General features: G+C 43.4%; 25 protein-coding genes and 1 pseudogene. 8 read left to right on the plus strand and 18 right to left on the minus strand.

All coding sequences use genetic code 11. The features are described 5' to 3' along the window. Positions 1-85 precede the first annotated feature (85 nt). The 3 genes from R50345_RS29325 (at position 86) to R50345_RS29335 (ending at position 2858) form a co-directional block, all read left to right on the plus strand. Complete coding sequence (locus R50345_RS29325) at positions 86-1072, plus strand: SDR family NAD(P)-dependent oxidoreductase (RefSeq protein ID WP_042131623.1); 987 nt, start codon at positions 86-88, stop codon at positions 1070-1072. Then, positions 1069-2175 (plus strand): undecaprenyldiphospho-muramoylpentapeptide beta-N-acetylglucosaminyltransferase, encoded by a 1107-nt coding sequence (locus tag R50345_RS29330; protein WP_042131624.1) that lies wholly within the window; start codon positions 1069-1071, stop codon positions 2173-2175. Before R50345_RS29325 ends, R50345_RS29330 begins: the two co-directional genes overlap by 4 nt. 164 nt (positions 2176-2339) lie before the next feature. Then, on the plus strand, positions 2340-2858 hold the full coding sequence (locus R50345_RS29335) for a DinB family protein (protein ID WP_042131625.1): 519 nt from the start codon (positions 2340-2342) through the stop codon (positions 2856-2858). Between the two features lie 19 nt (positions 2859-2877). On the opposite strand, the gene R50345_RS29340 is transcribed toward R50345_RS29335, so the two are convergent. Further along, positions 2878-3465: an NAD(P)H-dependent oxidoreductase gene (locus R50345_RS29340; protein WP_042131626.1), complete on the minus strand. Its 588-nt coding sequence runs from the start codon at positions 3463-3465 to the stop codon at positions 2878-2880. Positions 3466-3586: 121 nt separating this feature from the next. Here R50345_RS29340 and R50345_RS29345 point away from each other — a divergent pair, with 121 nt between their 5' ends. After that, positions 3587-4024 (plus strand): MarR family winged helix-turn-helix transcriptional regulator, encoded by a 438-nt coding sequence (locus R50345_RS29345; protein WP_042131627.1) that lies wholly within the window; start codon positions 3587-3589, stop codon positions 4022-4024. A 62-nt stretch (positions 4025-4086) separates the two neighbouring features. Here the strand turns inward: R50345_RS29345 and R50345_RS29350 are convergent, their stop codons facing one another. The 5 genes from R50345_RS29350 to hprK form a co-directional block, all read right to left on the minus strand. Further along, positions 4087-4968, minus strand: coding sequence for an SMI1/KNR4 family protein (locus R50345_RS29350; RefSeq protein ID WP_042131628.1), 882 nt, complete (start codon positions 4966-4968; stop codon positions 4087-4089). 376 nt (positions 4969-5344) lie between these two features. After that, entirely contained in the window at positions 5345-6043 is a 699-nt protein-coding gene (locus R50345_RS29355; protein ID WP_042131629.1) for an ABC transporter ATP-binding protein, read from the minus strand. Beyond that, a complete protein-coding gene (locus tag R50345_RS29360) occupies positions 6043-7164 on the minus strand; it encodes an ABC transporter permease (RefSeq protein WP_042131630.1) in 1122 nt (373 codons plus the stop codon). The genes R50345_RS29355 and R50345_RS29360 overlap by 1 nt, the downstream gene beginning before the upstream one ends. A gap of 122 nt (positions 7165-7286) precedes the next feature. After that, complete coding sequence (locus R50345_RS29365; RefSeq protein ID WP_042131631.1) at positions 7287-7853, minus strand: TetR/AcrR family transcriptional regulator; 567 nt, start codon at positions 7851-7853, stop codon at positions 7287-7289. Between the two features lie 160 nt (positions 7854-8013). Next, positions 8014-8925: an HPr(Ser) kinase/phosphatase gene (hprK, locus tag R50345_RS29370; protein ID WP_042131632.1), complete on the minus strand. Its 912-nt coding sequence runs from the start codon at positions 8923-8925 to the stop codon at positions 8014-8016. Positions 8926-9156: 231 nt separating this feature from the next. Here hprK and R50345_RS29375 point away from each other — a divergent pair, with 231 nt between their 5' ends. From R50345_RS29375 to R50345_RS29385, 3 genes are all read left to right on the plus strand, one after another. Then, positions 9157-9747, plus strand: a complete 591-nt coding sequence (locus tag R50345_RS29375; RefSeq protein ID WP_042131633.1) for a DUF1989 domain-containing protein — start codon at positions 9157-9159, stop codon at positions 9745-9747. A 106-nt stretch (positions 9748-9853) separates the two neighbouring features. Then, on the plus strand, positions 9854-10480 hold the full coding sequence (locus tag R50345_RS29380) for a LysE family transporter (protein ID WP_042131634.1): 627 nt from the start codon (positions 9854-9856) through the stop codon (positions 10478-10480). Between the two features lie 92 nt (positions 10481-10572). Beyond that, positions 10573-11346, plus strand: coding sequence for a YqcI/YcgG family protein (locus R50345_RS29385; protein WP_042131635.1), 774 nt, complete (start codon positions 10573-10575; stop codon positions 11344-11346). 4 nt (positions 11347-11350) lie between these two features. On the opposite strand, the gene R50345_RS29390 is transcribed toward R50345_RS29385, so the two are convergent. The 3 genes from R50345_RS29390 to R50345_RS29400 all read right to left on the minus strand — a co-directional run bounded on the left by R50345_RS29390 (position 11351) and on the right by R50345_RS29400 (position 14110). Next, complete coding sequence (locus R50345_RS29390; protein WP_042131636.1) at positions 11351-12661, minus strand: amino acid permease; 1311 nt, start codon at positions 12659-12661, stop codon at positions 11351-11353. Positions 12662-12806: 145 nt separating this feature from the next. Continuing rightward, positions 12807-13391 carry a spore coat protein gene (locus R50345_RS29395; RefSeq protein ID WP_042132573.1) on the minus strand — a complete coding sequence of 195 codons (585 nt, stop codon included), beginning with the start codon at positions 13389-13391 and terminating at the stop codon, positions 12807-12809. Positions 13392-13522: 131 nt separating this feature from the next. Beyond that, entirely contained in the window at positions 13523-14110 is a 588-nt protein-coding gene (locus tag R50345_RS29400) for a DUF1349 domain-containing protein (protein ID WP_042131637.1), read from the minus strand. A gap of 151 nt (positions 14111-14261) precedes the next feature. Between R50345_RS29400 and R50345_RS29405 the strand changes: the two genes are divergently transcribed. Next, on the plus strand, positions 14262-15284 hold the full coding sequence (locus R50345_RS29405) for a hypothetical protein (RefSeq protein WP_042131638.1): 1023 nt from the start codon (positions 14262-14264) through the stop codon (positions 15282-15284). A gap of 65 nt (positions 15285-15349) precedes the next feature. Here the strand turns inward: R50345_RS29405 and R50345_RS32370 are convergent, their stop codons facing one another. The 9 genes and pseudogenes from R50345_RS32370 to R50345_RS29445 all read right to left on the minus strand — a co-directional run bounded on the left by R50345_RS32370 (position 15350) and on the right by R50345_RS29445 (position 24008). After that, on the minus strand, positions 15350-15586 hold the full coding sequence (locus tag R50345_RS32370) for a YiaA/YiaB family inner membrane protein (RefSeq protein WP_306035596.1): 237 nt from the start codon (positions 15584-15586) through the stop codon (positions 15350-15352). Positions 15587-15643: 57 nt separating this feature from the next. Then, positions 15644-15826: pseudogene (locus R50345_RS32375) on the minus strand (YiaA/YiaB family inner membrane protein); the annotation flags it as partial. Positions 15827-16016: 190 nt separating this feature from the next. Further along, a complete protein-coding gene (locus R50345_RS29415; RefSeq protein WP_042131641.1) occupies positions 16017-16301 on the minus strand; it encodes an alpha/beta-type small acid-soluble spore protein in 285 nt (94 codons plus the stop codon). A 194-nt stretch (positions 16302-16495) separates the two neighbouring features. After that, entirely contained in the window at positions 16496-18097 is a 1602-nt protein-coding gene (locus R50345_RS29420; protein ID WP_042131642.1) for an ABC transporter substrate-binding protein, read from the minus strand. A 54-nt stretch (positions 18098-18151) separates the two neighbouring features. Beyond that, positions 18152-19033, minus strand: coding sequence for a carbohydrate ABC transporter permease (locus R50345_RS29425; protein WP_042131643.1), 882 nt, complete (start codon positions 19031-19033; stop codon positions 18152-18154). Between the two features lie 39 nt (positions 19034-19072). Continuing rightward, positions 19073-19993 (minus strand): ABC transporter permease, encoded by a 921-nt coding sequence (locus tag R50345_RS29430; RefSeq protein WP_042131644.1) that lies wholly within the window; start codon positions 19991-19993, stop codon positions 19073-19075. A gap of 156 nt (positions 19994-20149) precedes the next feature. Continuing rightward, positions 20150-21730, minus strand: coding sequence for a response regulator (locus tag R50345_RS29435; RefSeq protein ID WP_331281349.1), 1581 nt, complete (start codon positions 21728-21730; stop codon positions 20150-20152). Positions 21731-21735: 5 nt separating this feature from the next. Beyond that, positions 21736-23472, minus strand: a complete 1737-nt coding sequence (locus R50345_RS29440) for a sensor histidine kinase (protein ID WP_042132577.1) — start codon at positions 23470-23472, stop codon at positions 21736-21738. Positions 23473-23573: 101 nt separating this feature from the next. Next, complete coding sequence (locus R50345_RS29445) at positions 23574-24008, minus strand: Lrp/AsnC family transcriptional regulator (protein WP_042131645.1); 435 nt, start codon at positions 24006-24008, stop codon at positions 23574-23576. Positions 24009-24017 lie beyond the last annotated feature (9 nt).

Here is a 24017-nt window from a genome sequence, read left to right on the forward strand (position 1 = left end):
AAAGGCTTCTTAACCCTTTGCCATATTCACGTAACATACCAATACTATGATTATTCTATAGCTAAGATCATAGGAGGAACAAATCGTGCAGAATACAACCATATTAATTACCGGAGGAACCGGATCTTGGGGACGGCAGCTAGTAAAACGTTTATTGGAAAGAGAACCTAAAGAAATCAGAATATTTTCCCGTAATGAATCTCTTCAAGTAGAACTACAACAGGAATTTCTTCATAATCCCAAACTAACCTTCATCATTGGTGATGTTCGTGATAAGCATGAACTGATGCAGGCTTGCTATCAAGTAGATTATATCTATCACTTAGCAGCCTTGAAGCATGTGCCGATCTGTGAACAACAGCCGGACAGTGCGATGAAGACTAATGTACTCGGAACTCAGCATGTGATTCAAGCCGCTATTAAACATGGCGTAAAAAAAGTAGTCTACGTCTCAACCGATAAAGCAGCGCAACCATCGAGCACCTACGGAATGACAAAATCACTAGGCGAAAAGCTAATGGTGCATGCCAATCTCAGACAAACCAAAACTCAGTTTGTTTGTGTGAGAAGTGGCAACGTCCTGGGCTCAACAGGCAGTGTGGTTCCTATTTTTAAACAAAGTATTGCAAATGGAAAAGACATTTCTCTTACAGATGCTAGAATGACTCGTTTTTTCTTAACCATAGATGATGCAATTACCTTACTCCTTAAGGCGACAGAAGACAGCAAAGGCGGAGAAATTTTTGTGACCAAGATGCCTGCATGTCGCATTAAGGATCTTGCCCAAGTCTTAATTGATAACTTATCAACTGGCCCGATCCAAATCAAGGAATCAGGAATCCGCCCCGGAGAGAGCTTAAGTGAGGCTCTAATTTCGGAATTCGAGAGCACATCTTCTATTCATCTGGATGATCACTATTATGTGATTCTCCCTCCTTTTCCTATAGAAGGGTTACAAAAAGTTTATGCCTCTTGCCCGCCCGTGGACTTCCAAAGCTATGATTCCGATCATGTGTTGATGAGCAAACCTGCGATAAAAGAAATGTTACAACAAGGTGGGTTTCTAGTATGAGTACCTCGATCGTATTTACAGGTGGAGGCTCCGCTGGCCATGTATCCGGCAACCTCGTGTTGATCCCTAAGTGTTTAGCAGAGGATTGGGACGTTCATTATATAGGCTCCGAACAAGGGATTGAGCGTAAGCTTTTGTCTGATTACAAGGAGGGTGTGACCTATCATCCTATTTCCACAGGAAAATTGAGACGCTACTTCGATTGGAACAATGTAACTGATGTATTCAAAATCATGAAGGGCATCTTTCAATCCTACAGGCTCCTACGAACCATCAAACCAAGTGTAATTTTTTCTAAAGGTGGATTTGTTTCTGTACCCGTCGTGATTGGGGCTAAACTTAACAAAGTGCCTATCATTATTTATGAACCGGACCTAAATCTTGGACTAGCTAATAAAATATCACTTCCGTTTGCCACTCATCTGTGTACAAATTTTCTGGATACTGTAACCCAGTCCGCTTCCCTCAAAGCCGTTCATGTGGGACCGCTCTTGAAGGAGCAATTCAAATTAGCTGATAAACAACGTGGTTTAGCCTTTTGCGGATTCACCTCTGCTAAGCCTGTTCTTCTTATTATGGGAGGAAGCCAAGGGGCACATAGCATTAACCAAATGGTGAACAATGTACTCGCTGAGTTGATAAATAAATTTCAAGTGGTTCATATTTGCGGGGAGGGAAAAGTTGATTATCACCTCTCGATGTCAGGCTACAAATCGTATGAGTTCATTACAAGCTGTGAGTTGCCGCATTTATTAGCTATGGCGGATGTTGTCGTATCCCGTGCAGGCTCAAATTCTATGATGGAGCTTCTTTCTATGCAAAAGCCAATGTTATTAATTCCGCACACGAATGGTGGCAGCCGCTCTGGTCAACTTGCCCAAGCGCAGTATTTTCAACAAACTGGACTCGCTGAAATGTTACTTGAAGAAGAGATGACCACTCAAACCTTTGTTCATTCGATTATGACGCTATACGAGAACCGCTCTACTTACAAAGATAAGATGAAGCCTTATGAGAACGGCAGAGGAGCCTATAAGGTAATGAATTTAATCAAACAAGTAAGTGGTGAGAACTTAACAATGATCAAGGCAGGTACGGTTTAGATGGGAATGAAGCTAGCGGATTGGTTACTCCTCTGCTTTATCGCTGTCGTCTGTATTCTGGTTTATTTTGGACAAAAGATCCTGTAATAAACATTTCTAAATTGTACCGGGCTTTCTGGGGATGGGTATAATTAAAGCATCCATAATTTTAGGGGGAGAAACTCATGAAAAAGCATCCCGCGTTAGAAATGTATGATTATAATGTATGGGCCAATCAAACGATCATCCATCGCTTAAAGGAGTTGCCTAAAGACATTTATCATAAGGATATTCAGAGTGGTTTTTCTTCGGTAGCAAAGGTTGTGACGCATATTTATGTCGTGGAGAATATTTGGTTTGACTTGATTTCAGGACGAACTAGGAATGAAGCTAAAGCATCAGCTGCCCAATTAGAGCCCTTGTTAGCAATAAAAGATATTGAAGAAATGGATGTCCTCTATCGTGAGCTAACCAGCAAAAATAAAATGGTGTTGGCTAGTCAAATAGATAAGGATCCCACCGTTGTGTTAGATCATCCAACGATGGGATCGCTTGAGACATCCATTTCTGGGGCTATCTTTCACGTTGCGAACCATGGCAGCTATCACCGTGGGAATATCGGTACAATGCTACGACAAATGGGCCATACTTCAGTACTGCAGGATTATGTTGCTTATCTATACAACGAGCCGAAAAAATCATAGTGCTGCTGAGTCTATCTTATTAATTAGCTACAGATTTAAAATATTGATACACCTGATTTAGCTTCTTTTCATGTTTACCTTTCGGGCTCTCCATATTCCCAAACTCGAAAAACTTCACTTTCTTGATCCCACAATATTGAAATAATGCTTTTCTCATCAGCACTTTATGGGAGTTATTTAACCAGTATAAAGGATACAGGGTTGGCCCCTTCATACTGGAAATACAAACTACTGACTTCCCTTTCAGCAGCCCTTCAGGTATAAGCCCGCCCTTTTCTCTGTAAGCGAAATTAGAAGCGAACATTTGATCAATATACCCGAGTAGCATAGCGGGAGGCCGGCCCCACCAGATCGGGTACACGAACACAATTTTGTCGGCCTGACGAATCTGCTCACGATATTTCTCTAGCTTGGGATCGATATGCATGTCTCTTCTACGTTTGTTTTCATTAAAGACCAGCACCGGATCAAATTGCTCTTCATATAGATCAAGCACCTCGATCTTCGAGATCTTAGCATTCTCATTACTTCCTTGAATGACTTTATTGAAAAAAGCATAACTTAAACTTTTATGATTCGGATGTGTATAGATAACTAAAACGTTCATTGCTCCACCTCTTTAATTATCATTTGATAACAAAATCGTATCACAACCTTTATTTAGTTGTCAAATGATAATTGTATTATGATAATTAATTTGTTAAAGTTTAAACTAAGAGGTGATCGTTATGGACAAAGAAGCGTTTTTTCATAAATTTGTGACCTTTACGACGGCAGTCCATGAAGTAACATTCGACTTAACCAAAGATGTTAGACCGGAAGGTATTACGCCCGTTCAATATAGTATTCTGGAGTATATAGCGGTCAGTCAGCCTGTGACTCTCAGTCAAATCAGTGATTGTAAGAATATCTCTATGCCGAACACGAGCCGTGAGCTCAAGAAATTAACAGAAAAGAATCTTTGCGAAAAGCTGGATGTCGCAGAAGATCGGCGTAAGCAATTCATCCGACTGTCCGAAGAGGGACAAGCGATGATGAATACAGCTTTTGAGCGGATCGGCGAACGTTTCCTGGACCGGATTAAGGATTCTTCTGTTGAAGAACTAGAAGAAATCAACCGAGCGCTGGATGTGCTTCAATCTAAGGTATTCCATAGCGACAAGTGATAAAGAAAGGCACTCCTGTTAAGGAGTGCCTCGGTAATCATATTCTTAGCCAGCGAAATCCACTATTTCACCAGTCCGCCGATAAAGGTCTCAAAATTGTCAGCCAAGCGTGTGATCTTGTATTTGTTATCTCGATCTACATGAATAACCTCGGGTTCCCCGTCATTTCCAAACTCGCGGTAATCCAGCATGATTACTTCATTCTCAGAAGGACAATCACAAATCACCACGCCAACCTCAGGATAACGTCCATTCTCAATCACAGTCCGGCTGCCTGAAGCTCCACACAGCGACTTATTCTTATCTCGTCCAATCCCGAGGATCCCTGAGATCGTAATAAACTCTCCTGTGCCCGGAATCGGGTGGCGATTGTTATGAGGAATCCCCCCATTATGTAACTTCATCATTTCAACGTAATATTTTGGCAGCTTAAATACCAGCTCTTCTTCCACTGAAGCAATCAATGCATCTGTAGGCGGTTCAGAGATATATTCTGAGAACGCATACTCGCTGTCATCCCAAAAATTGGTGGTGTCGATCGCTACTACAGGCTTCTTTGCGGGTTTGCTCACAGGCTTCTTCGCAGCTTTCTTAGCCAATTTGCGTTTGATCCAACCCAAAAACTCCAAGGTGTCCTCATCATCAGGCTCTAGCTCATCTGCAATTGTAAATGCTTTTAAAGCTTCATCATACCGCTTAAGATAATAATAGGAAACTCCGATACGGTAATGCCAGAGTGGGTCACCTTCGCCCTCTTCTTCAATGCTCAAATACTGCTCTAAGGCCTCTTCATATTGCCCGAGATTATTAAGCGCTCTTCCCAAATGACTAGTTAGAACATAATCTCTTTCCTCTTCAGGAATTTCTGTTATTGCATCCACGATTTCCTGAAATTCATCTTCCTCATGCCACTCATCCAGTTTTGCCAATAGTTCATCACTCATCATTAATACCTCCTATTAACGATCACTCAAAATACCTATTAGAAATTATACCATTTATAGCCTATGACCTTCCAATCATGCATGCCCTCCTGCATATCCATACCCTTGAGGCGATTATACCTAGGAATAGTATGTCGTAATAGGAATACAATCATCAAAAAAAAAAAAAGCGCCGTGTCAGCCACAGTCGCTCTTTGATTACTATTCTTTTCACTATGAGATCAGCCTTTAACAAAAGATTCAAACGCAGCAACTGACTCGAACTGGTTAAGTATACCCTCTGATCTTAAATGATCCTCTAATTTCTCAATTAGATCTAGAACGGCTAATCTTAGCGGCTCTAAATCCGCCTGGGTTAATAGTACGAAGGCATAATTTATTTATAAACATCTTTTAGAGGAAACAAAGATAACTTACCATCCTCCATCCGGTATACTTTATCACAATATTCAAGCATACGCTCATCATGAGTAACCATAATCGCTGCTTTCTGGCGTGACTTCACCTCTTGCGCAATTAGACTAACTACTTCATGGGCCCGTTTAGTATCCAAACTTGCTGTAGGCTCGTCCGCCAAGATAACATTAGGATTATTTATTAATGCCCGAGCGATGGCTGTCCGTTGCTTTTCCCCACCTGATAACTCTTCTGGAAGACTTGTTAGCTTCGCGCCAAGACCCAGCTCTTCGAGTAGCTTAGCCGCCAATTGCTTATCCTCTCTAGTTACTTTACTCGACATCCTTTTTACTATTAGCAATTGATCCAAAACATTTAAATAAGGAACCAAATTTGAAGATTGCATAATAAATCCGATTTCTTGTAGTCTTATATTCGACAGTTCTTTGGCAGAAAGCGTAGAAATAGTATGCCCATTCAGCTTAACTTCCCCTTCTGAAGCTTCAAGCATCGCTCCAGCAATAGACAAGAACGTACTTTTACCTGAACCCGACGGTCCAACTACAGCCACGAACTCACCCGGCTCGACCGACAGGCTTACATGATCAAGTGCGGCGATACGATTACTTCCTTCAGCATAGTATTTTGTAACATCATTCATTTGTAATCCCTTAGTCATTATTCAATCCTCCCCAATGCCTGTAGCGGATCAATCTTTGTAATCTTTCGAACGGATACCATCGAACTTAACACAGCGATAATTAGTAAGATTACAGAATAAGTTACGACAAGATTCGTTTCCAGCTTGAAAGGCATACCCTTCGGCATAATGGCGGCTGTCCCATAAGTCAGTAAGATTCCAATTACAATACTAGTCAAAGAAATTATAAATACTTGCGATACAATGGCTTTTCCAAGGAATTTGTTACTAGCACCTATAGCTTTCATAATGCCAAACTGGTTGGTCTTCTGCATCGTAATTACATAGAAGAACACTCCAAGCACGAATGCTGAGATCGCCAGCAAAAATGCTAGCATCATTAAAATCGTACCATTCTCTTCCTTGTAGCCTGGCATCCCTTGAACAGCTCCTGCCCGGGTAACCGTATCCGTACCTGATAATTTGCTATTTATTACTTCTGGATCGATATCCTTGCCTTGCAGCATAATTGCATTAACCGGACCTGGAACTCCTTTATCTGAACCCGGAGCAGCAAAATTAATCTTCCGCCACTCCTCCATCGGAGTAAATACGGAAGCAACGTGGTTATAGGTCTGATCCTTCACAAACCCGATAATCGTCAATGATTCCGTTGTACCGTCTAACAGAAAAGTATCACCGAGGCTATAGCCCTCATCCTTCATGGTCGAGTTCACCAGTACACCAGTAGAATTCTCAGAAGTTAAGCTCTCCCCTTCCACGGTAGCCGGCTCCAAGAAACTTCCTGGATTAATTCCTATAATTGCGATGTCTACCTTGTCCTCGTTCTTAGCACCTTGCCCTTTCAGCGCTGTTGCCATTGTACTTCCCATCGGTGCTGCAGCACTAACATTTGGCAATAGCTCCACTTCGGCCAATAACTGCTCAGACAGAAGGGACTTGCTCATCGAAGACTGCGACCCTTCTTCAAAAACTACATAATCAGCCTTCATAGTCATGATTGTGGAGGCAGCTAGTGTAGATAATCCAGTACCTAAACCTGATAAAATGAATACCAACCAAGCAATTAATACAAAAATAACGGTAATCATTGAGAACTTCATTTTACTATGCATCAATTCCTTCATAGCTAAGAACATTATCTTTTTCAGCTCCCTTTACATTTAATTTGACACATGTGTCAAATTAAATGGCACTGACACACGTCTAATTTATTAAACAACATAAATGACATATGTGTCAAATTTTATTCAAAATTAGATCAGCTCTTTGCGCCCCCAATCCACATTTCAAATAACACCTTACCCCAATCAGGCGTTGGGATATTTAACATATTAGGTGTATTAATTAGGTTAAAAAAAACGCCAATAAGTACAGGAAGTGGGATATCCTTCCGAAGGCTATTTTCCTGCTGTGCACGTGCGAACAAACCAGATAACTGAATCTTAAGAGTCTTATGTGCTTCCTCAATAAATTCAAGGTCTCTCGCCGCTGCAGCAGAATTCGCTGTGTTTATTTTACTGGCATCTCCCAGGAGCTGATGGAGCGAAGATTCTTCTACATAAATAAGAAGTAACTGCTCAAGAGCGTCCATGGGGTTTGCCTCATTAATTGTTAATGCCTTATCTAATACCGCTGCGATTACGCGCTTCATACAAGCGGCAACGATCTCTTCTTTATTAGAATAATATTGATAAATGGTACTTCGGGCGCCGGACAGATGTTGCGAGAGCAACTTGAGATGAAAGCCATCATAGCCATGATCCAATACTAATTTTTTTGTCATATCAAGCAGCTCGGCTTCAGTAAAAGATTGTTTTCTACCCATGATTCATCCCCTTTTCATTATTATCAGTTTAGCACACACAAAAAGTAATGCGTAGGTCATAATAAATAGACAGACTGTCCATAAGCAGTACTCTCACCTGCGGACAGTCCTTTCAAAAATACTAGGATATTCTATTTATTGATATGTTTTACCTTCACGACTACATCCCGTTTTCAATCCTCTGCATAAACTCTTCAACAGCGCTATAGCCAAGCTGCTTCAGATACCAGTTGTTAGCGGCAGCTTCGATTAGACCAGCTACGTCACGGCCGGGCTGAAGCTGGATTTCAATATGCGGAATTTGAACACCGAGATAATCTGTGAACTTCGGCTCCAGTTCGAGCTCATTATTCAAGGAATTCTCTCGCCAAGGAGACAACTCGATGTCGAGTACAATTCGCGTCTCATCCTGAAAAGCTCTACGCCCGTACTGGCGTACAACGTTGATCAGACCAATACTGCGCAGCGCTAGGAATTCGCGGGTCGTCTCGTTATGTGTGCCGAGAAGCGTCGCTGGTCCCAGCTTCTTCAGCACCACGATATCATCCGCCACAAACCGATGGCCTCTTCTAATAAGCGTATGCGCGGTTTCGCTTTTTCCAATTCCTGACTTACCTCTGAGTAGGACACCTATACCAGACACGTTTACACATACCCCATGAATTGAAAGCTCTGGCGCCAGCGCCTTCACCAGATAGGTATCAATCTTTGCGATGATCTCTGTCGTCGTCTCCTGCGTCCGAAGCAGCGGGATGCCCTCTTCTTCGCAGAATAGAGTTAAATAAGGAATCTCCTGCTGACCTGTCGTCACAATAAAGCAGGGTGGATGATACTTGACGATATTACCAATATGTAACTTGCGCTCTTCAACGCTTAGGGTTAATAGATAATTGATTTCCTTGCAGCCCAATACTTGTACCCGCTTCGTTGGGAAAAAATCAAAGTAACCCACGAACTCCAGACCAGGTCTATGCGCCTTTGAACGAGTGATTTCACGATCCATACAGCTAGCACCTGCAAGCACTTCCAGCTTAAACGTCTCCGTAAGGCTTTGAACGGTAGTCGATTTCAATGTTGTTCCCTCCTGTGGCTGCGTATCTTGAATACGCAATACGGTTAACGGGATATATTCAACGATAAATGGGATGATTCCTGCAACAACGCTACTATAGGCTTGTGATGTCATCGAATCGGATACGATTGTTTCTATGGTACACCACACAACTCCATACTTTGTATGACTTTTTTAGCAAAAAGCCATACTAACTCTCACAGACTATGACTATCCCGAAGGAGAGTACTGATGAGCGAACATCAATGGCTGATTCCAGCAACCAAGGGATTGGGCTTCAAGTTGGACAAAGGACAGATTGTCCGGGTAACCGATGTAGAGGGTGAGCAGGTAGCCGATTTCGCTGCTTATAACGCCGTTCGCCCTAATGAACGGATTGACCCCGGTGTAACGATAGATGCTCTAGGCAAGATGAATGTGCTCCCGGGGGACATCCTCTATTCCAACCAATACAGACCACTGCTTACGATTATTAAGGATACTGTGAGGCGCCATGATTTCATTAATTCTGCCTGCCGTCCCGAGATGTATGAGGTGCTGTATAACAAAAAGGATCACGCCAGCTGCTACAATAACCTGAATGAGGCACTTGCGGAGTTTGGCCTGCCCGCTCCCGATCAGCATTATCCGTTTAATCTTTTTATGAATACTGTCATTGATCCTTCTGGAAAAGTCAGCGTGGAGCGACCGCTTTCTAAAGCTGGGGATTATATTGAGCTGCGGGCTGAGATGGATCTGATCATTGCCATATCGGCTTGTCCCTGCTCCGAAAGTGTCTGCAATGGGTATAAATGTACACCGATTGCCGTAGAGATCCTTTAGAATATGTCGCAAAGAGGTTAGTGCCAAAAGGCTCGTCTTCTAACTTACCTACTTCTTGAATAGAATGACTTGTACAAGTTAACATCTCATTCAAGGAGCGATGACCATGAATAGCTTTTTAACCTATATCGTACTCGGAATATCGTTATCTGCACCGATTGGTCCCATCAATGCAGCCCAGCTCGACCGGGGAGCGCGGATGGGATTTTTCCAATCCTGGATGATTGGACTGGGAGCCATGTGTGCAGATTTAGTGTATATGCTACTCATTTACTTTGGACTAGCCCACTTTCTGAATACCCCGTTTATGAAAACCTTCCTGTGGACATTCGGCAGCTTCGTTCTCCTTTATACCGGAATTGACACTTTGAAAAATATCAATGCCGTGCCTGGATCCGCCTCGCGTGGTGCACAGACCGGTACTAGCGCCTTCCGTACTGGCTTTTTGATGGCACTGATGAACCCACTCAGCATTCTCTTCTGGTTAGGCATCTACGGCTCCATTCTGGCCAAAAGCATAGAAAATCAACATTTGGATCAGGTGCTGTGGAATAGCATGGGTATTTTTGTTGGTATTCTACTCTGGGATGTAGTGATGGCGATGTTGTCTAGCTTCCTTCATCGGTTCACCGGCCCTTCTATGCTCCGATTCATTTCCCTTACCGCGGGGATTTGCCTTCTTGGTTTTGGCATCTACTTCGGTTTTCAGGCTTTTACACAGTTGTTTGGCTAATATGTTTAACAAGCAGGAGCTTTTCTAGGCCTTCACCCATCTCCCTCCCTTCGCATAGGATGTTTTGAACTTAACGAGGAGGGTGTTTTTGGATGGCCCATTTGAACACAAAGGTCTGGCTCGATGAGCATCTAGCTGAGCTGACGTACTGGCAGCAGGATGCTTTTCGTCAATTTACATCTATGATTGCAGATCCCGAAGGCAGATACCCCTGTATTCCGGGACGTCAGGGGTTTCTGTCCAATCATTTGCGTTTTGGTTTCGTAGCTGATCCACGAAGTGAAGAGTCTGCAATAGAGGTCGCAGAATTACTTCGTCAATATGGGGAATGCTCACGGGATACCGGCAAATATGCGTCCCTTGTTCTTTTTTTCGAAACACCGGAAGATTTGGCCAAAGGTTTCACCATTGAGGAATATGAGGATTTGTTCTGGTCGGTTCTGGACCGCGTCAGCGCGGTGGACACGGTGCCCTGGCCCGATGAAATTTCTACAGATCCCTCCCATCCTTCGTGGGAGTTCTGCTTTTATGGGCACCCGTATTTCGCGTTCTGCGCAACCCCGGCACATGAGCTGCGGAGAAGCCGCCATACCCCTTATTTTGTCATTGCTTTTCAGCCGCGTTGGGTGTTCGAGAATATTAATGATTCTACCGCATTTGGCCGCAATATGAAGAAGCAGATCCGCAAGAAGCTCGCTGACTACGATAGTGTTCCCGCACATCCTTCCCTTCAATGGTATGGGCAGGAGGACAGTCTGGAATGGAAGCAATATTTTCTACGAGATGACGAGAGTGCACCGTCTAAATGTCCATATACTTATATGAAGAACAAGTTCAAAGCAATAGGAATGAAATTTCACTCTTAAGCGCTTATGAAGTTTGTCCGCGTTTTTTCAAAAGGTGCTCCCTAAACCAGGTAATCAACGCAATGACACAGATGATCAGAAGGCTGGACCAGAAGCCGGGACGGCCCCCTTTTTCAAAAAGTGTACCTGCCACGGCAGCAATGATCAGCGCCATAGCGACCATGGATCTAATCCAACCGCCCATCTTTGGTTTCAGTAACTTAAGGAAAGAGGCAAGGATGAATAGCCATGTGTACAAAATAACTAGACCGGCCGCTGTGGTAATATGCTCAAAAATTTGCTTTGGCAGAAACAAGCTCAGTACAATTGTCACGCACAGGCCCAGCATATTGATACCAAGCGCGTAGAGCGGCATCTCCCTTTTTCCTTTAGTCACCGCCAGCCAAGAAGGAGCATCTTTATCCTCAGCCAAGGTCACCAGCATAGTCGAGACCGCATACAATGAAGCCACTAGAATGGAGAATCCGGCCACGATCATTACCCCATTCAGCACATATACAAGAATAGGTAGTTCCATCGCTTCAAGTGCAGCAATAATTGAGCTTTGATCAGGTCTCACTTTCTCAGGGCTCACGAATAATAGGGCGAGTCCTATCGACAGTACATACAGCAATGTCACGCCCAGCAGCATAAACCTGCCTGCTTTCGGAGCTTCTTTGGAGTCCCGGAGATCCGACGCCATAAAGCCCATGACCTCAATGCCGCCAAAAGCATAGAACGCATAAAGTAATCCTTTCCAGGCACCCATCCAGCCTTTATTCAGCCATGCTGTCGAACTGTGAAGCGTATCCCAATTCCCCCTCCCTCTCAAAAGGGCAACCGCAGCGACCACGATAAACATCAGTACCGCGGCGATTTTAATCATGGCGAATAGATTTTCCGCTTTGTTAATCCCCTGGCTGCCTAGAATAATGACCAGCAGACCCATCACAGCATAAATTGCGGTAAAAATCCAAAGCGGCCAGCTCGGAAACCAGACCCGCGAGAACAGGCCCAAGGCAGTTAAGGTGCTGCCAAGTATTAGAATTTCTGAACACCAATAGATCCAACCCATGCCAAAGCCTGCCCAGCGGCCAAAAGCCTCCTTGGCATAACTACGAAAAGAACCTTTTTGAGGATCCTGCATAGTCATTTGGGCTAGCGCCTCATAGACGAACAAAGTTGCCACAGCCGCCAACACAAAAATAACCAACACCAATAATCCGCTTTTACGGATAGCGATGCTGGAACCAAGAAAGAATCCCGTGCCAATCGTGCAACCTACACCAAATAGAGTAAGCTGCCACCAAGGTAGCTTGCCAGTTGGAGTACCCATATGTATATCCCCTCCGTCTGGTTTTACTATGCGTTATCGGGTGCTATTTTATTCTGGTACAAGCTTAGGCAGGCACAAGAAAACCCGGCCTCTGTTCAATAACGAACGAAGCCGGGTAATTTACAATTTAGAGATCGGTAGTGCTCTAGTTGCTTGTCGGCATCTGAGGAGATCCGGCAGCAGGAACATAGGCATCCAGCATCTGCTGTATTACTGAAACCTGAAGCTGCGGAACCTGATAATAGGCATGTTTGTTCTGATAAAGAAACAACTCATAACCCATTTCAATAAATTGCTGCACCTGTGAAGCCAATACCCGGCGTAGCGCTGGGTTCGTCACTTCAGGTGATGACATGGCCAGCAAAGAGGCATGGGATTTGATTAGACCAAGCATATACCCGCTGACCCCTGCATCTTTCACATCTGTCAGTGACGTGTTAGGCTTCTTCGGCTGGGCAGGTTGGAGGCCGTAAACTGGCTGTGTCATATTCGGGATGAGATAGGTAGCCGTTTCCTGGCTCGGCTTTTGCCCTGTCTTAAAACATTGGCAGGTCAAGTTGTACTGATCCAGCATGAAATTGTACTGACGATCCAAGATGGACAGAAGCTCCTGATCCTGAACAAAAGTTCTGAATATCATGAACTGGTCCAGTACATTGATCTGGCAGGACAATACCTCGTGCACATCGAACATTTCGTGGGCGCCGTGACCTAGCTGCTGTCCGCCCATCGTCACGCTTCCTGACTGTAGTTGCTGCTGCAAAGTATATTCTCCTTTGTTCTTAGATGAGTACCCTCTATAATATGAAGGAGAAGATAGCCAATTATGCATGCTGTAGCCGCTTGAGTGCTTTATGAATCTTATTTGTGCTCCAACCACCGACATTCTGTTATTTCTAATTCTGTGAATGTTGCTGTAAATGACGAATCCTCTGGACTACAAGCATATAAACCAAAGTTTATATGCTCACTCCCTTCAAACAAATGGAATATACGCATCTGCTTAAATGTAATTCCATCAAGAGAATTTTCAACACAGAAGTCACTCTCACGCCGACTTAATCTGTAATACATTGTTTTTATTGTTGCATCGATATCTGTTGTTGCCCAATCTGAATATCCGTGATTCGTAACTACGCTACCCAATCTTTGATATTCTTCATTCTCATATTCAATCGATGCCTTGAACCAATTGTCACTGTCCTGATAAATAATTACTCCACACTGGTCAAATCTATGAGCGCTGTCAAAATCAGTTTTCACTATAAAAGAAAAGTATTTCTCGTCCGTCTTCATTAGCAGCGCAGGTGCATTATCATTTCTAAACCCATAATAGGTGCGTTGCCAAAAATCAGTATTAGGCTCAGTTACAATTTCAATCCTGTCATCTGTAATAGAAAAAGTGCTCGTTGGATGTTGCCAAAAGAGATTTTCTTTTATAAATTTCATTTCACTGCTCCTTATCTAACATGTCTTATGATCACTTTAACGGAGTAACTTTAGCTTTACAACTCTCCCTCAAGAAAGTTAATAAGCTGAAAATGCTCCAACTCACGTTGAATATTGCATACACATTCAAACAAAGGGAGATGTTCCGACAATGAGTGCTTATGATGTGCATATCGGCAAGCTAATCAGCGGAAGACGGGAATTGGATGGCAGTGGAAGCTATATCCTCTGTACCCCCGATAAGAAAATCATCGAGATGGATTCGATCAGCTCGACTGATGGTATCGTTGTGAGTTCCAAAGACGTTGAAGAAGCCTTATATGAGTTTTGTAAATCTGCTTTGAGGAATTATATCGCAGAGGGGAACAACAAGGATGTCTACACCTTTTCCATTTATACGGATACGTATCACGGAGACTATCTAATTTACATCAACAATCTGGAGTGTTTGAACCAAAGTGTGGAGGACGCCCTTGAACATAATCGTCAGCGGTATCTTGAAAGAAAAAACGACCACTATAACTTGGCCCGCGAGCAACTTTATCAGGAATTCAAATACGCAGAAGGTGACTACACATTCATGTATGAAGAAATACCTGAGCGGCTTCAGAAGTGGCTGAGTATTCTCTACTGCATCAACATGGACGAGCCCCGATATCTCGCAATCGAAGAAAACTATATGTTGGAGAAAACACTTGGAGATTCCCAGCTCTTCCTGATAGCCATTGATGTGATTCATCGTTTGGAGCATGACCTTCAGCAGCTCAATCGTACCGATGATTTCATCGCCTACGTCTCTGCGGCGGATGGGGTCGGAGGGGATTTTCTCACCACCAGTCAGTTGCTTCGAAAATGCGTTAGCGAGGAGCAGCTATATAAGGCGATGCCTAATGTAAACGAGAAGGACAAAGCCTTCCAGGTAGCCGTCAACGCAGTTCAGCAGAAACCGCTTAAAGGGCAGGTTCTTCATTGGGTTACTGTCATCGAGCAGGGTGAATTCGGTGAGGGCAGCCCTTACAGCTTCTGGAAAACGGACTACGAAGCGTACGAACAAATGATTGGACTCGGCGAACCGGCTGTCTCTTATATCAGAGAGCATTTGAATGGCGAACTGAAACAGGATACGAGGATGATTCTGGAAATCGTGCTGGAGGATTTGGATAAGAGATTTTAAAATAAAAAGGAGCTTCGTCACTACTCACGAAGCTCTTCTTTATAATCTATGATAATTGTCCCTCTTTATCCTTGAATGTCCCTCCTGGCATCTTGCTCGGCGAGAATCTCTTTGTCCTCGGCGTTATCTCTCGTCACTTTCTGAACGCCAACGGCGCTATATGAAATCAACAGAATAACAGCTATATAATACCCCTTTACATTCAATTGAAATGGAGCATTGTACAGACCAATAAAGAACATTACATACCCAATAACCAAGCCTGCAAAAGCCATAATTGTGAAAGCCCCTGTATTTCTCATCCTGTGTTTCGGATTTTCCAGCTTAATTTCTTTATCCTCTGAATTGTCTCTAACGACCTTTTGCACAACGATACAGCTAATCGTAATTAACACCATGCAAAGCAAATAATACCCTTTCACGTTCAATTCCCAATCGTCGTTGTACACCCCCAAACAGAATAGAAAAAGACCTGCAGCCAATGCAAAATACGATACCCCTGTAAAAGCAGCTGTGTTCCGTTTACGATACCTCTGATTCATCCGACGATTCCTCTCCCAATACAGAATTGAATGGCGTTATATCCTTCTTCACTATACCGTGGAACATCGGTAAAATTCTACCATTAATTAGGTTGTTTTGGGAAAACGCAAAGAAGACGGTCTCCGTCCCATACAAATTAGGACTAAAGCCGCCTCCCATGATTACTGCAACATTATGATTAGAAAAATGCTATTCCCTCTCCTGGTCCACCAATTGCTGCTGTGCGAGACGAATCATCTCGCGGACCATCGATCCACCAATTTTCCCGCCAATCTGACCCACTGATTCTGTACTCAAATGTCCATTTTCACCGTGCTCCAATGGGACACCAAGTTCTTTTGCCACTTCGTATTTCACATCATCAGGCCGCTCCGGATCTACATTATAACCCTCGCGCCGCATCACCTCGGCTTTAAACGTTTGCATTCCGCGGCTGACTCCCGGCACGGCATATTTCCTGTTTCTTCTGGACATCCCTTATCCCCTCCTAACATGTTTTAAGTAACATGCCCGGAAAACGAAACCACCACCCCTGTTGAATAGCTCCGATTATTTCCAAGCAGGGATAAGGGTCCAACTGCTGTCAGGGTGCTTCTCCTCTTGTTTCAACAAAAAGCGGAAGACCCAACAGCCATCCCATGACTGTTGGGTCTTCCTTATCCTGTATCTTACTTATTCGCCAAGAAAGCATCGATTTGAGCTTGCAGTTCAGCTTGAATTTTATCAACACCAGCTGATTTTAGTTGTTTGTTCAGATCTGCAAGTCCTTTGTCGATATCTTTAATTACACCGTACTCAAGCGGAATGGCATAGCGGAGCATTACATTGCCCACATTGGCAATTTCAGTCTTCACTTTGCTATTGTCGAATACAAAGGTTTCAAGAGCATAGTGGTAGACGTTAGCTTCCCATCCCTTAGCCAGATCGTTAGCTTCTTGAGGGAATGCTTCATTGTCAAGGTTGAGTGGCGAGTTAAAGTTCCAATTAGAGAAGCCGGTAAAGTTCGGATTTTTATCGAGTGCTTTATATTTGGTGTCGCCAACCGGTTCATAGTGTACGCCACTAATTCCGTACATCATCAGGTCGTGCAGTTCTTTATCATTCTGCATCAGATCGATCAGCATCAAGGAACGTTCCACATTTTTGGAAGTCGCATGAATCGACGTACCGTTTTGTGTAGAAATCGCTACTGATTTTTTCTTACCTTGGTTGATATCGGCTAGTGCCACTTCATAAGGTGAATTTTCTTGACGCATCAAAGCCATAAGTGCTCCAAGTGTTCCGTTATTGTGCGTAATCGACGCGGTTTTTCCTGCTTTAAAATCCGCCTGATGATCATTTTTGCTGTTTAGTACGTTTTTTGACCAGGCATTGTTGTCAGCTAGATCTTTGTAATACACGAGCAAATCTTTGAACTCTTGTGTTTCATAGACGTTAAAGACTTTGCCTGTTTCATCCGTCAATTTGAAGGCAAACGGAAGGTCGAGGTCAAACATATTCCATTCGCTTTGCTGCTTCAGTAATATACGGTCTAAGTTATGATACTTCCAGTCTCCCGTTTCCGGAGTGAAAGGTGTAATTCCTTTTTCTTTTTCAGCTATCGTCTTCAAATACGTAGCATACGTTTCCGGGCTGTTGATTTCAGGAAGATTATATTTCTTACGCAAATCTTCACGATACAGAATCAGCTTTTCAACAGACTCTCCTCTGTTTTGTGGAACCATGTACAGTTTGCCGTTTACTTTTGCCTGATCCCAGCTCACATCTGACATCACTGCCTTAGTTTGCGGCATATATTTCGTAATCAGCTCATCGGTTAATTCTAGAAACCCGCCTTTCAGCGCCTGATCATTATAGCCAGCCCAGTTTGCCGAATAGATGAGATCGAAATCTTCATTTGCCGCCAGCTTCAATGGATATTTTTGAGCCCAGTCAGACCAGTCCAAGAACTCACCCTCAAGGGTCGCATTAATTTTTTCTTTCAGCTTTTTGTTAATCTCAGCAAAAACACTATCATAGTCTACCGGTTTAGGACCAACGAAGATCATTTTCAGCTTAACTTCTTTTGAGGTATCAATGGTGTTTGGGTCAGCTGCAGGTTCTGAGGTGTTGGTGGCGTCTGGTGCGTTCGTGGCATCACCTGCAACCTCTGTATTACTTGTAGCCTTTGCAGGCGTATTAGCGTTGTTATTGCCACCGCCGCATGCACTTAGAATCATTACGAAGGTTAAAACGAGCGCCAGCATGATCAATCTATTTTTCTTCAGCATCTCAAGCCTTCCCCCTTGTGTTTAATTATATTGATAAACCGGATATTCCCGGGTTCATCCTTTCACAGCGCCAATCGTTAAACCTTGAACAAAATATCTCTGAACGAATGGATAAGCGAGCAGGATCGGACCTGTGGCCACAACCGTCATTGCCATCTTCAAGCTCTCGCTCGGGATCGATGTGGTTACGACTGCTCCTGCACCCATCATGGCTTTTCGCATGCCGTCCATATTGCCTAGCATTTTGTACAAATAATATTGAAGCGGCATCAGTTTCTCATCAGAAATAAATAGAAGGGCATTGTACCAGTCGTTCCAATAAGCAAGGGCCAGGAACAAACCAATAGTAGCTAGCGCCGGCTTGGAAAGAGGCAGGATTAGACGGGCATAAATTTTAAAATCGCCTGCGCCGTCAATTTTGGCCGATTCCACAATCGCCTCCGGAATACTGCCCATAAAAGACTTCATAACAATGATGTAAAAGACATTGAGCATCATCGGAATCACTAAAGCCATGAGTGTATCCTTTATATGGAGATAGTTAACCATAAGCAGATACCATGGAACGAGACCACCGTTAAATAAAGTTGTAAAGAAGAAGAAGAATGAGAACTTATTACGCCATTTAAAATCTTTTCTGGAAAGCGCATAAGCCGTCATCGAAGTCAGAAACAAGCCAAACAGTGTGCCTATTATAGTAACGCCGATTGTCACCGTGTAAGCTTGAATCATCTGGTCGGGATATTTAAATAAAATCCTGTAGGCTTCCGTTGAGAAGGCAGTCGGTATAAATTGATAGCCATCCGTTAGAATTTTAGTTTCTTCCGTCAGCGATGAAGATACGACAAGTATAAACGGGAATATACATAAAATTGCGAGAAAGATTAGGGATACATAACCAATACCCGAGAATATTTTACGATCGAGCTGCTTCATATCGTTACCTCCATTATGAAAACTGTACCTCTGATGCGGTTAGAATAAGGCGCGGTCTTTATCGTATTTACGAACAGCATAGTTCACAGTCATGATCGTTGCGAAGCCAAGAACGGACTGGAAAACACCTGCCGCAGCCGACATGCCGATATCATTCGAAGTAATCAGCGATCTGAACACGAAAGTATCGATCACGTCTGTCGAAGAGAACAACAAACCGTTGTTGCCGATCATGTTATAGAACATTCCGAAATCACCGCGGAAAATATTCCCGACCGCCAGCAGCACCAAGATAATAATCGTCGGGTAAAGATTTGGAATCGTCACTTTCCGGATCCGCTGAAAAATGTTGGCGCCATCGATTTCAGCCGCTTCGTACATTTCAGTATCTATGCCTGTAATCGCTGCCAAGTACATCACTGTTCCGTATCCAAGACCCTTCCAGGCGGAGACGATAACCAGGATATATGGCCAGTAGGCAGGCGTATTGTAAATATCAATAGGATCTAGCCCAAGTCCTCTAAGGAGAGCATTCACAGTACCGATATCATAATTGAGCAGGTTATAGGCGATTGCGCCAACAACAACCCATGAAATAAAGTAAGGAAGGAACAGCGCCGATTGCGTAATTTTGCGGAACCATTTGCCACCGACTTCAAACAACATAATCGCTGCAAAAATTTGTAAAGCGTTATTCACCACGATAAAGGCAATATTGTACAATGCAGTATTTCGTGTAACCCGCCAGGCATCCCCTGATTCAAAGAAAAAGCGGAAGTTGTCGAACCCGTTCCAGGCACTCCCAAAAATACCGCCCGCGTAATCATAATGCTTAAAGGCAATAATAATGCCTGCCATTGGGACATAGGCAAACAAAAGAAAAAAAGCAACCGCCGGAGCCAGCATCAGCAACAAAACCCTGTAGTTTTTCAAATCGCTCCAAAATGTATGCCCTTTCATCTTTGCACCCCTTTCTTCTCTATAGCTCTCATTATAAAAGGATGGCGGCAGTAAGATAATTCAGCCAAACAACTAAACATAATACTAATTCAACGATTTGATAAGAAAAAAGCCCCTGTCCAATTAGAACATGAGCCTCCTCAATAAGAAATCAATTTAGATTTTATTTTTCTTCCGGTACTCGCCGGGCGACATGCCCATGTATTGCTTGAACTGCCTGTTAAAATAAATAATGTTCTTATATCCGGCTTGTTCCGCAATCTCATATACTTTCTTCGTTGGATCTTCGAGCAGCTCGCATACCCGCTTCATACGCAATTCACTTAGAAAATCGCTAAATAAACTATTAGTTTCTACCTTGAACAAATGACCCAGATAGTTAGGCGTAAAATCAAAGTGGGCGGCGACTTCGTTTAACGTTATTTTTTGATCTAACCTTTCCTTCACATATTCCGTAATTTCATCGATTAACTTCCGCTTTTGTCTTTGTCGCTTCAAGTAAAGCCGCTCCGACAATTCAAAGAACCTTCTTCTTAACCACGAAAGGATATCATGCACGGTTTCGAACTGAAACAGCACAAAAGGTTGATGAGAATCCCAGTTTAAAATCTCGTACAAATGCTCATTCATTTGCTGTAGATCAGCATGAAGCTTGGAGGTAATCCGGATAATGATATCGTAAATGTCGTTTTTCTGGGAGAGCGGGCTGTCTCCGGCAAATAACTGCAGCAAGCAATCGTCTATAGTGGTAAGGTCGTATTCGAGCATAGCTTTAAGCATCCGGTCAACAATTACCTCTAAATCCGAAGCGATTTTTTCCTTCGGGTGCCACTCCGAGGCATCTTGGATGAGCCTATTCTTACCTACGATCCACTTAATGCTTAAAGCGGCCTGAGCCTGTCGGTAGGAGTCATGAAGCTTGACCGGGTCGGTTGTGTACATTCCTCTTCCGATGGTAATCGAACAGGAAAACTCCTGATAGAATGCCCGAAGCAGCTCTTCCAGCAAAGCAATGAAATATTGCTCCTGAACCGCAGCGAGGATTACAAAGCGATAGTCATAGGCCGTTATCACCATGCCCAAATTTTGATCCTGAGCGAACTTACGAATGAACTGATTAGCGCTGCTGCTCCACGAGCTCCGCTCTTCTTCTGTCCAGGTCTGGATTCTCCGCGCCATGTCGTCGATCTCTATGATGGCAACTGCCGATGCACCTTGTAAGTATGGTGTAAGAACGTTATGAATGTGCATCTCCACCTGTCCCGGAGCAGGCTCGTTAAACCAACGCAGCAGCAGCTCCTGATTAACAAGCGTCAGCGTTTCCGACAAGGATATATGCTGTTTACGCTCTTTCTCTATCTTGGTGCAGAGTTCGGTCAACGTCTCGTTCAGCTCGTCATCATCAACAGGCTTAAGCAAATAACTGTAGGCGTTCAATTGAATCGCTTCTTTGGCATAATTAAAATCCTGATGTCCACTAATAAAAAGAATATGAACTTCGGGGTTGATCTCCTTCGCTTTACGCACGAACTCCACGCCCGACATAATCGGCATACCGATATCAGAGAGAATAATATCAATAGGGTGCTGCTCCATTATTTTCAGAGCGGCAAACCCGCTCGTTGCCGTTCTCACGTTATGCAAAGGCAAACGATCACTGCCGGCCACACGCCGTCTGAGCCATTCCAAATCGATTACTTCATCATCCACCAGCAGAACATTGATCTCCATCGCCATACTTCTCATTCCCCCATAACTTCCCTAATTTCCGCATTATCCACCGGTAAGATGATTTGAACTGTCGTTCCCGCTCCAAAATAGCTGCCGATTTGAATGCCGAAATCGCTGCCGTATCTCAGTTTAATTCGTTCTTCCACATTTCTCAGACCGTAGCTGCCAGGTTGGTATGCGCTTGACCGCATGTTTCGAAGTGTATCCGGTCGCATGCCGATCCCGTTATCAATGACCTTGAGTTCGATGCGGTCACCAAGCCGCTTTCCAGTAATACGAATCGCAATGGTCTCCCCGAACCAGGCGTGCTTGAATATATTCTCCACAAATGGCTGCAAAATCAGCTTGATAATAGGAATCTGTAAAATTTCCGGATCGACATCATAATAAACCTCAAAGGCATCCGCATATTTTACTCTCTGGATCTCCAGATACATCCTCACCTGCTCCAGCTCATTTTCAAGTGAGATATATACATGCCCATCATTCAACGTGAGTCGATAAAACTTAGACAGGCCATGTACCATCTGTGTAACCTTCTCTGTTTCCCCCAAATTGGCCAGACTGCCAATCGTCGACAATGTGTTGTACAGGAAATGGGGGCTGATCTGGGCTTGGAGCACATCCAGCTCCGCTTGCTTTTTCTGAATGCCCTGCACATAGACGTTCCGGATTAGCTCCTGAATGCTAGTCGCCATTTGATTAAAACTATTCGCAATATAGACAAATTCATCGTTTCCCGGAAATCCGATTCTTTTATAGAAATTCCCCTCCTGAAACGACCGAACCAAATACACAATCCGCTTAATTTTTTTGCCAGATATACGTGCAACTAGAAAACCGATAATAGCCATCACCAAAAAACTAATAGAACAAACGGTACTAATCACCTTCCGCATTCTACTGGCGTCTTTGTTCAAATAAGAGTGGGGCACGCGTGCCTCAATGACATAGCTGGATACCGGAATATCTTCACTTATTATTAAATAAGAGTCTTGCTTCGCAGTTTCATCGACAATACCTTGTTCATACATCGTCAAACCTGTCGCCCTATCCATCAGACGAAGATTAAGCCCCTGTTCAATTGGAAAAGTATCGAAACTGCCAAAAAGCTCGTCGATTCTCGCCGTAACACGAATGTACCCGATGATAGCCGGAGCTGCCTTGGAAGAAACGAGCTTGCGAAAATACGAAATATTGCCTAGTTCACGGTCGTTGTCCGCTTGAAGCCACAAGCTGTCCTCGTTATTTGCCATAATCGACTTAAACCAATCCGTATTCTCGATCACCTGATCAGAAAGGACATAATAATCACTTCTACCAATGGGCGTCGACATCTCATCACCGGTAATTTCCAGCATCGTCTCATTAACGGTAAAAAGCGCAAGTCTCAGCTTGTTTCCATACAGTTGTAGAGGAGCCTTCATATAAGGAACAATATCATCTCTCATTTTGAGCATGTTTTCCAAAGGATCTCCCCTGAACTGAAGGGCATTCTGAAAATTCGTATTTAGAAACAGCGAGTTGGTCATACGTTTAATTTCATCTGTCTGGTATTCGATGTTGCTTCTCGTCTGCTTCAAAGCCGTACGGACATTCGTTTCCGCCATTTCGGTCCTGGACTCGACGAGCATTGTATAGGCTATATAGCCAACCAGCATGTCTGTCAGCAATACTAGAATCAGATACGGAATCATCATCTTGTATGTGAACGGAATATATTTTTTACTAGGCAGTTTCCTCTCCATGCGCATGCTCCCTTATCTCCGTATCCATCATAACTACTATTTCCACCCATTCTACAACGAAAAGAAAGCGGTTACTATATCTTCTATTTGGAAGCTTATCTTTAGAGCAGCACTCTGTTTTCCAAAATGTTTTTCAAACTGATATGCGATTTGGAAGGTCCGAACTTTATAAGTTGATCTTGAAATTCAGCAAGCGCCTCAATCGATGAGGTCTGCACCTTAATAAGATAGTTATATTCTCCACTAATGCGGAACAAATCAGTAACCTCCATAGCATTGTTGCAAAAATCAGTGAGCTCTTGGCAATGTTCTGTTTTAATTAGAATAAAGGTAGTCGTACCCCGGTTCAGATCCCGCAAATTAAAAGCTGTGTGATACCCCGAAATGATGTTCCTTTCTTCTAGCTTAATAATTCTTTCTTTAACGGAAGGCTGTGACATCGAAACCTCTTTGCTGATTTGTGAAATGGGCATTCGGGCATTGTACTGTAGTAATTGCATAATTTTTTTATCAATCTCATCCATAAGATGCTCCATAGTAAGCGC

Source organism: Paenibacillus sp. FSL R5-0345, from assembly GCF_000758585.1.
In the GTDB taxonomy this organism is placed as follows: Bacteria; Bacillota; Bacilli; order Paenibacillales; family Paenibacillaceae; genus Paenibacillus_AQ.